The 12101-nt window shown below is 69.0% G+C and carries 11 protein-coding genes; 8 read left to right on the top strand and 3 right to left on the bottom strand.

Going from position 1 to position 12101, the window contains the following annotated elements; translation table 11 throughout:
* Positions 1-72: 72 nt before the first annotated feature.
* A complete protein-coding gene (locus GSY65_RS10780; RefSeq protein ID WP_159767124.1) occupies positions 73-729 on the bottom strand; it encodes a TetR family transcriptional regulator in 657 nt (218 codons plus the stop codon).
* A 101-nt stretch (positions 730-830) separates the two neighbouring features.
* Between GSY65_RS10780 and GSY65_RS10775 the strand changes: the two genes are divergently transcribed.
* Together GSY65_RS10775 and GSY65_RS10770 are read left to right on the top strand one after the other, a co-directional pair.
* Complete coding sequence (locus tag GSY65_RS10775; protein ID WP_159767123.1) at positions 831-2456, top strand: MFS transporter; 1626 nt, start codon at positions 831-833, stop codon at positions 2454-2456.
* 283 nt (positions 2457-2739) lie between these two features.
* Positions 2740-3045, top strand: a complete 306-nt coding sequence (locus GSY65_RS10770; protein ID WP_159767122.1) for a small hydrophobic protein — start codon at positions 2740-2742, stop codon at positions 3043-3045.
* 274 nt (positions 3046-3319) lie between these two features.
* On the opposite strand, the gene GSY65_RS10765 is transcribed toward GSY65_RS10770, so the two are convergent.
* Together GSY65_RS10765 and aceE are read right to left on the bottom strand one after the other, a co-directional pair.
* Complete coding sequence (locus tag GSY65_RS10765; RefSeq protein ID WP_159775792.1) at positions 3320-4075, bottom strand: potassium channel family protein; 756 nt, start codon at positions 4073-4075, stop codon at positions 3320-3322.
* 199 nt (positions 4076-4274) lie between these two features.
* A complete protein-coding gene (gene aceE / locus GSY65_RS10760; protein ID WP_159767121.1) occupies positions 4275-7022 on the bottom strand; it encodes a pyruvate dehydrogenase (acetyl-transferring), homodimeric type in 2748 nt (915 codons plus the stop codon).
* Between the two features lie 401 nt (positions 7023-7423).
* Here aceE and GSY65_RS10755 point away from each other — a divergent pair, with 401 nt between their 5' ends.
* The 6 genes from GSY65_RS10755 to GSY65_RS10730 all read left to right on the top strand — a co-directional run bounded on the left by GSY65_RS10755 (position 7424) and on the right by GSY65_RS10730 (position 12098).
* Positions 7424-7864, top strand: coding sequence for a DUF3052 domain-containing protein (locus GSY65_RS10755; protein WP_201452507.1), 441 nt, complete (start codon positions 7424-7426; stop codon positions 7862-7864).
* 189 nt (positions 7865-8053) lie between these two features.
* A complete protein-coding gene (locus tag GSY65_RS10750; RefSeq protein ID WP_159767119.1) occupies positions 8054-8512 on the top strand; it encodes a peroxiredoxin in 459 nt (152 codons plus the stop codon).
* Positions 8513-8625: 113 nt separating this feature from the next.
* A complete protein-coding gene (locus GSY65_RS10745; protein WP_159767118.1) occupies positions 8626-9201 on the top strand; it encodes a calcium homeostasis/redox stress adaptation protein in 576 nt (191 codons plus the stop codon).
* Between the two features lie 127 nt (positions 9202-9328).
* Positions 9329-9904: a TerD family protein gene (locus GSY65_RS10740; RefSeq protein WP_159767117.1), complete on the top strand. Its 576-nt coding sequence runs from the start codon at positions 9329-9331 to the stop codon at positions 9902-9904.
* Between the two features lie 146 nt (positions 9905-10050).
* Entirely contained in the window at positions 10051-11193 is a 1143-nt protein-coding gene (locus GSY65_RS10735) for a DUF475 domain-containing protein (protein WP_159767116.1), read from the top strand.
* A 167-nt stretch (positions 11194-11360) separates the two neighbouring features.
* Positions 11361-12098 carry a TerD family protein gene (locus GSY65_RS10730; protein WP_159767115.1) on the top strand — a complete coding sequence of 246 codons (738 nt, stop codon included), beginning with the start codon at positions 11361-11363 and terminating at the stop codon, positions 12096-12098.
* Positions 12099-12101 lie beyond the last annotated feature (3 nt).

Genomic DNA, 12101 nt, shown 5'->3' with positions numbered 1-12101 from the left:
GGATCACGTTTCGACTGCGTCCGTTCCGTACAGTGCGTGCAGAACGCCCTCACGGTGAGGTGCTGCGGGATCTCAGCCGGTCCGCCACTTCTCGGCGAGTGAGGGCCGTACGGCGTCCAGGTGGGCGGCGGTCAGTTCGCGCATCGCCTCCATGCTGAGGTCGCCGCCCATGGCCCACAGGCGCTCGGTGACGCGCATGACCCCGGCGAAGACGGCCACCGCCACCCGCGGCCGGGGGTCGGTGCGCACATCGAGTCCCTCGCGCTCGGCGACGATCGCCTCGATCTCGCGGGCCACCTGGTCCGCGCGGCGCAGATGCGCGGCGAGCAGCGCGGGCGTCGACTCGATCATCCCGTAGCTGCGCAGATAGAGGTCGACGGGGACGATCTCGGCGACGGCCTCACCCATGGCGTCCCAGCCCTCCAGGACGGCGTTGCGCAGGGCCTCCAGCGGGGCCTCGTGCGCGGGGCGGGCCCGCAGCGCCGCGAAGAAGTGCTCCTGGCCGAGGTCGAGGACCGCGAGGGCGGCCTCCTCCTTGCCGGCGAAGTAGCGGAAGAAGGTGCGCTGCGAGACGTCCACGGCCTCGGCGATCTCGTCGACGGTCGTCGCCTCGTACCCCTGGGTCGTGAACAGCTCCAGGGAGGCCCGCAGCAGGGCGTCGTGGGTGCGCTGCTTCTTCCGTTCCCGCAGCCCCGGCCGCTCCGCCGCCGTCGCCTCCGCCGTCTCCATGAACCCTCTTCTCCACCCGGTCCGTGCTCCGAGTGACGTGACAGTTACCGACTTGTGAACTCGTTTGTCAACTGTCAGTGGCTGTCATTAGCCTCGCACGCATGACTAGTCAGACCACTGTCGACAAGACGGGACCGGGGGACCAGGCGCCAGCAGCCCCGTCGGACCCGACACCGGGCCAGGGGCGGGGCCTGCGCGGCCACCCGTGGTTCACCCTCCTCACCGTGGCCGTGGGCGTCATGATGGTCGCCCTCGACGGCACCATCGTCGCCATCGCCAACCCGGCCATCGCGGACGACCTCAAGGCGAGCTTCGCCGAGGTCCAGTGGATCACCAACGCGTACTTCCTCGCGCTGGCGGTCACCCTCATCACCGCGGGCAAGCTCGGCGACCGCTTCGGCCACCGCCAGACCTTCCTCATCGGTGTCGTCGGCTTCGCCGCCGCCTCCGGAGCCATCGGCCTGTCGGACTCGGTCGCCTTCGTGGTGACCTTCCGCGTCTTCCAGGGCCTGTTCGGCGCGCTGCTCATGCCGGCCGCGCTCGGTCTGCTCCGCGCCACCTTCCCCGCCGAGAAGCTCAACATGGCGATCGGCATCTGGGGCATGGTCATCGGCGCCTCCACCGCGGGCGGCCCGATCCTCGGCGGCTTCCTCGTCGAGAACGTCAGCTGGCAGTCCGTGTTCTGGATCAACGTCCCCGTCGGCGTCCTCGCCGTCGCCCTCGGCGTGGGGATCCTGCTCGACCACCGTGCCGAGAACGCCCCGCGCTCCTTCGACATCCCCGGCATAGCCCTGCTCTCCGGGGCCATGTTCTGCCTGGTCTGGGCGCTCATCAAGGCCCCCGAGTGGGGCTGGGGCTCCGGCACGACCTGGACGTTCGTCGCGGCGTCCCTCGTCCTGTTCGCGCTGTTCGCCTTCTGGGAGACGCGGGTGAAGGAGCCCCTGATCCCGCTGGGCCTCTTCCGCTCCGTCCCGCTGTCCGCGGGTGTGGTCCTGATGGTCCTGATGGCCATCGCCTTCATGGGCGGCCTGTTCTTCGTGACGTTCTACCTCCAGAACGTGCACGGGATGAGCCCCATCGACGCCGGTCTGCACCTGCTGCCGCTCACCGGCATGATGATCGTCGGCTCGCCCCTGGCCGGCGCGCTGATCACCAAGGCCGGGCCGCGCATCCCGCTGGCCGGTGGCATGGCCCTCACCGCGATCGCCATGTACGGCATGTCGACCCTGGAGACCGACACCGGCAGCGCCGTGATGTCCCTCTGGTTCGCGCTCCTCGGCCTCGGCCTCGCCCCGGTGATGGTCGGCGCCACCGAGGTCATCGTCGGCAACGCGCCGCTGGAGCTGTCCGGTGTCGCCGGTGGTCTCCAGCAGGCCGCCATGCAGATCGGCGGCAGCCTCGGCACGGCCGTCCTGGGCGCCGTGATGGCCTCCAAGGTCGACGGCGACCTGCCGGGCAACTGGGCCGACGCCGGTCTCCCGCCGCTCACCGGCACCCAGCTCGACCAGGCGTCCGAGGCCGTCCAGGTCGGCGTGCCGCCGGTCGCCGAGGGCACCCCGCCGGAGATCGCCGCGAAGATCGCCACGGTCGCGCACGACACGTTCATGTCGGGCATGTCGCTGGCGTCCCTCGTCGCCGCCGGGGTGGCCGCCGTCGCCGTGCTGGTCGCGTTCCTGACCAAGCGGGGCGAGAACGCGGAGGCGGGCGCCGGGGCGGCGCACATCTGACCCTCCGCGGAGCGCCGAGCGCGGGTTTCCGCCCGCGTTCCCCCATCAGGGTGACAAGGCCGAAGATCACTCCCGCCGGTCGCGCGCCGCAGGTCACAGTGGGTCAAGTCCTCCGCACGGCACGGGTGTTCGACGTCGGAGGGTCCGGGGGTCCTGGGGCGCGCTGCCGGAGGGGGCAGCGCGCTCGGGCACGTCCGTCGACACTCCCCGGTTTCGCCCTTCGTCGCGGGGTACCCGACATCGCGTACCCGAACTGACGGCGAAGTCGAGGGAGTTGTTGACGATGGCGGGTTTCGGACAGAGCGCGCGCAGGCACCCCCGCTCGCGTGGCCGCACGTGGTCTCGGTCCGGGCCGGATCGCGCGACCCTCGGCATCATCGGAGTCGTCTGCGCGGTCGCGGGATTCTTCGTCCTCGGGATCATCCTCGGTCCCGTCGCGATCGTCTGCGGCTGGCTGGCGATGAACCGCAGTTGGTCCGGCACCCGCTCCGTCCCCGCCCTGGTCGCGGTCGTCCTGGGCGCCATCGACACGCTCCTGGCCGTCCTCTGGCTGGCCGGCACAGCCACTCCCGGGGCCGGACTCTTCTGACCCACAGGAGTGCGGGGAAAAGGGCAGGGGCCCTCGGCAACGACAGCCGAGGGCCCCTTCTCCAGTTGCGCGGGTACAGCAGAGCCAGGGGCGCGGGGAACTGCGCAATGGGCCGACGAAGGCGAAGGGCCCCCTGCCCCGACTCCGGGCAGTGCAGCCGCCCTCAGGGGCGCGGGGAACTCCGCGACCGGCCACGGCGCACCCGCACCCGCCCCACCCACGTACCCCCACGGCCCTCGGCGCTCCCATGTACAGCCTCGTCTCAGGACACCGCTCAGCGCCGCTGCTCCGGCACCCCCCTCCCCGCCCGCAGCGCCATCACCTCGGCCCGCAGCAGCCGTACCTCCTCGGTCAGCTCCGCTATCGCCGCGGTCTGCCGCCGCTCCTCCGCGTCGTCCTTCTCGAACCGCGCGATGAACCACGCGGCGATGTTCGCGGTCACCACACCCAGCAGCGCGATCCCCGACAGCATCAGCCCGACGGCCAGCACCCGGCCCAGCCCGGTCGTCGGCGCGTGGTCCCCGTACCCCACGGTCGTCATCGTCGTGAACGACCACCACACGGCGTCGCCCAGCGTGTGGATGTTCCCGTTCGGCGAGTCCCGCTCCACGGAGAGCACGGCCAGCGACCCGAACATCAGCAGCCCGATCACCGACCCGCCGACATAGGTCGTGAGCCGTATCTGCGAGGCCATCCGCGCCCGCTGGCCGACCAGCAGCAGCGTCGCCACCACCCGCAGCAGCCGCAGCGGCTGGACCATCGGCAGCAGTACCGCGCACAGGTCGATCCAGCGCGACCGCACGAACTCCCACCGCTGCTCGGCGAGGCCGAGCCGTACCACGTAGTCGAGCGCGAAGGCCGCCCACACCGTCCACTCGGCGGCGTCGCACCACCACTTCACGTCCGTGCTCACGTCCGGCCGGACGATCGGCACGGCGTACGCGACGGCGAACACCGCGGCCAGAGCGAACAGCGGTCGCTGCGTTCTCTGTTCCCACCGGATCTGCGCCGAGGCGGCTCGCTCCTTCATGGGCGCTTTCATGGGCGCATCGTAGGAAACGTGAAGGGGTGGTGAACCCGTGGGTTCACCACCCCTTGACACGGTGGTCCGCGCTCGCCGCCCGAGGCCGGCGCCTCGTCCCCGCGGCGGAGCCGCCGGAAGGGGCGCGGGGAACAGCGCGGCAGGCCCTGCCGGCGCGCGGACGCACCGGCTCTCTCAGGGGTGGCGCCTACGCGTCGCCGCCCGCCGCCCCGGGGTCGGCCGCGGAGACGTCCAGCAGCTGGTAGCGGTCGATGGCCTGCTTGAGGACCGAGCGGTCGACCTTGCCCTCACGCGCCAGCTCGGTCAGCACCGCGACCACGATCGACTGGGCGTCGATGTGGAAGTACCGCCGCGCCGCGCCCCGCGTGTCCGCGAAGCCGAAGCCGTCCGCGCCGAGCGACTGGTAGGTGCCCGGCACCCACCGCGCGATCTGGTCCGGCACCGACCGCATCCAGTCGGAGACGGCCACGAACGGCCCCTCGGCCCCGCTCAGCTTCCGCGTCACGTACGGGACCTGCTGCTCCTCCTCCGGGTGGAGGAGGTTGTGCCGCTCGACCTCGACCGCCTCGCGGCGCAGCTCGTTCCAGGAGGTCGCCGACCAGACGTCCGCCCTCACGTCCCACTCGGAGGCGAGGATCCGCTGCGCCTCGACCGCCCACGGCACCGCGACACCGGAGGCGATGATCTGCGCGGGGATCGAGCCCGCCTCGCCGGCCTTGAAGCGGTGGATGCCCTTGAGGATGCCCTCGACGTCCACGTCGGCGGGCTCGGCCGGGTGCTGGATCGGCTCGTTGTAGACCGTGAGGTAGTAGAAGACGTCCTCGCCGGGCCGTCCGTCGGCTGTCTCGCCGTACATCCGGCGCAGACCGTCCTTCACGATGTGCGCGATCTCGAAGCCGAACGCCGGGTCGTAGGCGACGCAGCCCGGGTTGGTGGAGGCCAGCAGCTGCGAGTGCCCGTCCGCGTGCTGCAGGCCCTCACCGGTCAGCGTCGTACGCCCCGCGGTCGCACCGAGGACGAAGCCGCGCGCGAGCTGGTCGGCCATCTGCCAGAACTGGTCGCCGGTGCGTTGGAAACCGAACATCGAGTAGAAGACGTAGACCGGGATCAGCGGCTCGCCGTGCGTCGCGTACGCCGAACCGGCCGCGATCAGCGACGCCGTGCAGCCCGCCTCGGAGATGCCGTCGTGCAGCATCTGCCCCGTCGGCGACTCCTTGTACGCGAGCAGCAGGTCACGGTCCACCGCCTCGTACTGCTGCCCGAGCGGGTTGTAGATCTTCGCGCTCGGGAAGAACGAGTCCATGCCGAAGGTGCGGTACTCGTCGGGCGCGATCAGCACGAACCGCTTGCCGATCTCCTTGTCCCGCATGAGGTCCTTCAGCAGTCGTACGAACGCCATGGTGGTGGCGATCGACTGCTGACCGGAGCCCTTCTTCACACTCGCGTACGTCTTGTCCTCGGGCAGCGGCAGCGGCTTCGCCCGCACGACCCGGGTCGGCACATACCCGCCGAGCCCCTTGCGGCGGTCGTGCATGTACTGGATCTCCTCGGAGTTCCGCCCGGGGTGGTAGTACGGCGGAAGCCCGCTCTCCAGCTCCTTGTCGGAGATCGGCAGGTGCAGACGGTCGCGGAAGCCCTTGAGGTCGGCGACGGTCAGCTTCTTCATCTGGTGCGTGGCGTTGCGGCCCTCGAAGTTCGGCCCCAGTGTCCAGCCCTTGATGGTCTTGGCGAGGATGACCGTCGGCTGGCCCTTGTGCTCGTGGGCCGCCTTGTAGGCCGCGTAGATCTTGCGGTGGTCGTGACCGCCGCGGCCCAGGTGCAGGATCTGGTCGTCGGTCATGTTCTCGACCATGGCGCGCAGCCGGTGGTCGCCGCCGAAGAAGTGGTCACGGATGTACGCGCCGGTCTCGGTCGCGTACGTCTGGAACTGGCCGTCCGGCGTGGTGTTCATCTTGTTGACGAGCACACCGTCGCGGTCCTGGGCGAGCAGCGGGTCCCAGGTGCGGTCCCACACCAGCTTGATCACGTTCCAGCCGGCGCCCCGGAAGACCGACTCCAGCTCCTGGATGACCTTGCCGTTGCCGCGCACCGGGCCGTCGAGGCGCTGGAGGTTGCAGTTGACGACGAAGGTCAGGTTGTCGAGGCCCTCACGGGCGGCGAGCGTGAGCTGGCCCAGCGACTCCGGCTCGTCCATCTCGCCGTCGCCGAGGAACGCCCACACATGGGACTTGGAGGTGTCGGCGATCCCGCGCGCCTCCATGTAGCGGTTCATCCGCGCCTGGAAGATCGCGCCCAGCGGACCGAGGCCCATGGAGACGGTCGGGAACTCCCAGAAGTCAGGCATCAGCCGCGGGTGCGGATAGCTGGACAGGCCGTGGGGAGCCTTCGACTTCTCCTGGCGGAACGCGTCGAGCTGCTGCTCGCCGAGCCGGTCCAGCAGGAACGCGCGGGCGTAGATGCCGGGGGAGGCGTGCCCCTGGAAGAAGATCTGGTCGCCGCCGTCGCCCTCGTCCTTGCCCCGGAAGAAGTGGTTGAAGCCCACGTCGTAGAGGGAGGCGGACGACGCGAAGGTCGCGATGTGGCCACCCACGCCGATGCCCGGGCGCTGGGCCCTGGACACCATCACGGCGGCGTTCCACCGCGTGGCGTTGAGGATCTTCCGCTCGATCTCCTCGTTGCCCGGGAAGAACGGCTCGTCCTTGGTGGCGATGGTGTTGACGTAGTCCGTGCTGCGCATCTCGGGCACGGCCACGCGCTTCTCGCGGGCCCGCTCGATGAGCCGGAGCATCAGGTAGCGCGCGCGCTCACGCCCGCGCTGGTCCACGGCGGCGTCGAGCGAGTCGAGCCACTCCTGGGTCTCCTCGGGATCGAAGTCAGGGACCTGACTCGGAAGGCCGCCAATGATGATCGGATTGCGATCGGATCCGGAAGCCACGCTGTTCCTTAGCTGTCAGAGGGCCACTCTTCATGGGTTCTTGTGGGTGCCTGCACCGCCCCCATCGTGTACCTCGGGGGCGCAAACGTCATCTCTACCGTGAGGTAACCCATCAGGTCCCCCGCTCTGTCACAGTAGGAAGGACATGCGGCTCCCGTACCCCCGAGCGGTTGCCGAATGCGCAAACCGGACAGAATGGTGTGGTGTGCGTCACGCGGCGCGCGGATTCGATGCCTGGAGTTGCGTGGACACGGCCCGGATCGTCACCGTTTCGGCGGTCTCGCAGGCTGGGTACTTGCGCGATCCGTCCCGCCCGTGTGGACTACGGCCAACGCTTCGCGTACGCGCGTGGCTGATTCCCCGGGGGCGACCCCACCCGAAACATGATCAGGAGGCAACCCGTGAGCGCGACCGCGGACCACGCGGAGGAGCGGACGAACCCTGCCGCGAGGCTGGGGTTCCAGCCCGAGCAGGTGGTCCAGGAGATCGGCTACGACGACGATGTCGACCAGGAACTCCGCGAGGCCATCGAGGAGGTCATCGGCAGCGATCTCGTCGACGAGGAGTACGACGACGTGGCCGATGCCGTCGTGCTGTGGTTCCGAGACGACGACGGCGACCTGACCGATGTGCTGGTGGACGCCACCACGTACATCGAGGAGGGTGGCTCGATCCTGCTGCTGACGCCCAAGACCGGGCGGGACGGCTATGTGGAGCCCAGTGACATCTCGGAAGCCGCGACGACCGCGGGGTTGTCCGCGTCGAAGAGCGTCAGCGTCGGCAAGGACTGGAGCGGCAGCCGCCTGGTGACGCCGAAGGCGGCGAAGTCCGGCAAGAAATAGCGCTTCGCCCGAGTACTCGGCGGGTTCCGCGTCGAGGCGGCCGCGGCGTCGCCCCGGCCGCCTCACGCGGTTCCCCGCGCCCCCGGACGGGCACCCCTTCAGGGCCCGTCCGGGGGCGCTCCGTTTCCCGGCCGGTCACCTGCGTAGGCTGGGCCACCCGAACAGCCCCACGAAGGGACGCAGGAAATCATGGCGATCCAGGTCGGCGACAAGGCACCCGACTTCGAGCTCAAGGACAACCACGGCGCCACGGTGAAGCTCTCGGACTTCCGCGGCGAGAAGAACGTGGTGCTGCTCTTCTACCCGTTCGCCTTCACCGGGGTGTGCACGGGCGAGCTGTGCGAGCTGCGGGACAACCTGCCGAAGTTCGTCAACGACGACGTCCAGCTGCTGGCCGTGTCGAACGACTCCATCCACACCCTGCGGGTCTTCGGCGAGCAGGAGCGGCTGGAGTACCCGCTGCTGTCGGACTTCTGGCCGCACGGCGAGGTCTCCCGCGCCTACGGTGTCTTCGACGCTGACAAGGGCTGCGCGGTGCGCGGGACGTTCATCATCGACAAGGAGGGCGTCGTGCGCTGGACGGTCGTCAACGCCCTGCCGGACGCGCGTGACCTGAACGAGTACGTCGCCGCACTCGACACCCTGTGATTCGTCGGCTCCAGGGCCTGCGGTTCTCGGGAACCCGTCACTAGGATCGACACGTTGATCCGATACCAACGCACGACGGGGCTCCCCGCCCCAGACATCTATGGGAGGACTTCGTGGGAGTCAGCCTCAGCAAGGGCGGCAACGTATCGCTGACCAAGGAGGCCCCGGGCCTGACCGCGGTCATCGTCGGTCTGGGGTGGGACATCCGCACCACCACCGGCACCGACTTCGACCTCGACGCCAGCGCGCTGCTGCTCGACGCGTCGGGCAAGGTCAGCAGCGACGCCAACTTCGTCTTCTTCAACAACCTCAAGAGCCCCGACGGCTCCGTGGAGCACACCGGTGACAACCTCACCGGCGAGGGCGAGGGCGACGACGAGCAGATCAAGGTCAACCTCGCCGCCGTCCCGGCCGAGATCGAGAAGATCGTCTTCCCGGTCTCGATCTACGACGCCGAGAACCGCCAGCAGTCCTTCGGGCAGGTCCGCAACGCCTTCATCCGCGTGGTGAACCAGGCCGGCGAGGCGGAGATCGCCCGTTACGACCTGTCCGAGGACGCCTCCACCGAGACCGCCATGGTCTTCGGCGAGCTGTACCGGCACGGCGCCGAGTGGAAGTTCCGCGCCATCGGCCAGGGCTACGCCTCGGGCCTGCGCGGTATCGCCCAGGACTTCGGTGTGAACGTCTGAGCCACCGGGGAAGAACCATCCGGCTCACCGGTCCGGCGCCGCAGTCGTTCTCGACCGCGGCGCCGGACGCGCTCGTACACCACAACTGAACACTCGCAGCAGCTCGACAACGGGGAGGACCAGCACCATGGGCGTCACACTCGCCAAGGGAGGCAATGTCTCCCTCTCCAAGGCCGCGCCGAACCTCACTCAGGTGATGATCGGGCTCGGCTGGGACGTCCGGACCACCACCGGAGCCCCCTTCGACCTCGACGCCAGCGCGCTGCTGTGCCAGGGCGGCCGGGTGCTGGGGGACGAGTGGTTCGTCTTCTACAACAACCTGACCAGCCCCGACGGCTCGGTGCAGCACACCGGTGACAACCTCACCGGCGAGGGGGACGGCGACGACGAGTCGATCATCATCGACCTCTCCCGGGTGCCGGTGGCCGTCGACAAGATCGTGTTCCCGGTCTCCATCCACGACGCGGACAACCGCGGCCAGTCCTTCGGACAGGTCAGCAACGCCTTCATCCGCGTCGTCAACCAGCTCGACGGCCAGGAACTGGCCCGCTACGACCTCTCGGAGGACGCCTCCACCGAGACCGCGATGATCTTCGGCGAGGTCTATCGCTACGGCGGGGAATGGAAGTTCCGCGCGGTCGGCCAGGGGTACGCGTCAGGCTTGCGCGGTATCGCCCTGGACTTCGGGGTCAATGTGTCGTAGGGCCCCGCGCCCCTGCGCTATATGCGCAAAACCTGGGGACTGGTGGGGTCCGAGGGGTGCCCGACTAGACTTCGGCTTCGGAGTCAATGTTTGGTAAAGCCGCGCGCGGCGCGGGGGAACCCCGTACACACACGATTGGGTAGCCAGTGGTTCTGAAAACCTTCGGCTGGTCGTTCGCGGTCACCGCGCTCGGCTTGGTTGCAGCGGTTCTCTACGACGGATGGACGGCGCTCGGGCTCGTCGCCATCCTGTCCATCCTGGAGATCTCGTTGTCGTTCGACAACGCAGTGGTCAACGCCGGGATCCTGAAGAAGATGAATGCCTTCTGGCAGAAGATCTTCCTCACCATCGGCATCCTCATCGCCGTGTTCGGCATGCGCCTGGTGTTCCCCGTCGTGATCGTCGCGGTCAGCGCCAAGCTGGGCCCGATCGAGGCGGTCGACCTGGCCCTCACCGACAAGAACCAGTACCAGCAGTACGTGACCGACGCCCACCCGTCGATCGCGGCCTTCGGCGGCATGTTCCTGCTGATGATCTTCCTCGACTTCATCTTCGAGGACCGGGACATCAAGTGGCTCGGCTGGCTGGAGCGCCCGCTGGCCAAGCTCGGCAAGATCGACATGCTGTCCGCCTGCATCGCGATGATCGTCCTGCTGATCACCTCGATGACCTTCGCGACCCACGCCCACCAGCACGGCGGCACCCACGTCGACAAGGCGCAGACCGTGCTGATCTCCGGTCTCGCGGGCCTCATCACCTACCTCATCGTCGGCGGTCTCTCCAGCTTCTTCGAGAACCGCCTGGAGGAAGAGGAGGAGCGCGAGCACGAGGCGGAGGAGGAGGCGGAGCGCGCCGGCAAGCCGCGTTCGGCCGTCGCCCTCGCCGGCAAGGCCGCGTTCTTCATGTTCCTCTACCTGGAGGTCCTGGACGCGTCGTTCTCCTTCGACGGCGTGATCGGGGCGTTCGCCATCACCAACGACATCGTCCTGATGGCGCTCGGTCTGGGCATCGGCGCGATGTACGTCCGGTCGCTCACTGTCTACCTGGTCCGCCAGGGCACCCTCGACGACTACGTCTACCTGGAGCACGGCGCGCATTACGCGATCGGCGCCCTCGCCGTGATCCTGCTCGTCACCATCCAGTACGAGATCAACGAGATCATCACCGGCCTCATCGGTGTCGTCCTGATCGGCTGGTCCTTCTGGTCCTCGGTCCGCCGCAACAAGGCGCTGGCGGCCGCGGAGGGAAAAGCTGAGGCCTCCAAGGAGGAGGTGACGTCCGGCGTCTGACCCCCGAGGCGGGTTCGACCCGGAGGCCGGGGCCGGTGTGACCGGTTCCGGAGTGTGACTGCCCTCCAGGTGAGGGAACGCTCTGAGCGGGGCGGCCGACGAGGACGCGTCCTCGTCGGCCGCCCCGCTGGTGGTTGACGCGACGACACGGCAGTTGTGGGGCGGGCATGAGTTTCCTGGACAACCTCTGGCGCGGGCGGGCCACGGAGTTCGACGCGGGCAACGCGGCGACCAACGCCATCGAGCTGACCAAACGGCACCAGAAGGTGTCCCTCAGCAAGCAGGGCGCCGCCACGGGCCATCTGCGCGTCAACCTGTCCTGGCGGATGCGGACCTCCGACATAGGCGGCCCCAAGCGGCAGAGCGTGCTGCGGCACCCCTTCAGGGCGCTCAAGCCGGAGGCGGTGGTGGCGCACAGCCAGAGCATGGTCAACGTCGACCTCGACCTCGGCTGCCTCTACGAACTGGCCGACGGGACGAAGGGGGTCGTGCAGCCGCTGGGCGGCTTCCTCGGCGACATCAACGACCCGCCGTACATGCGGCTCAGCGGCGACGACCGGTTCGGGTCGGGGTCCGGCGAGACCATGTACATCAACCTGGACCACCGCGACGACTTCAAGCGGATGCTCGTCTTCGTCTACATCTACGACCAGACGCCGGCCTTCGACCGTACGCACGCCGTCGTGACGCTGTACCCGAGCAACGGCCCCCGGATCGAGATCGGGCTCGACGAGCGCCATCCGCAGGCCCGGTCGTGCGCGGTGGTGATGATCGAGAACGTCAAGGGGGAGATCGTCGTGCGCCGGGAGGTGAAGTTCGTCTACGGCTTCCAGGCGGAGCTCGACCGGCTCTACGGGTGGGGCCTGCAGTGGGGGCGCGGCTTCAAGACCAAGGCGGAGCGCTGACCG

The sequence above is a fragment of the Streptomyces sp. HM190 genome, from assembly GCF_009857135.1.
Taxonomy (GTDB): domain Bacteria; phylum Actinomycetota; class Actinomycetes; order Streptomycetales; family Streptomycetaceae; genus Streptomyces; species Streptomyces heilongjiangensis.
The sequence above is the reverse complement of the archived record's forward strand: the minus strand, read 5'-3'. Positions and strand labels throughout refer to the sequence as shown.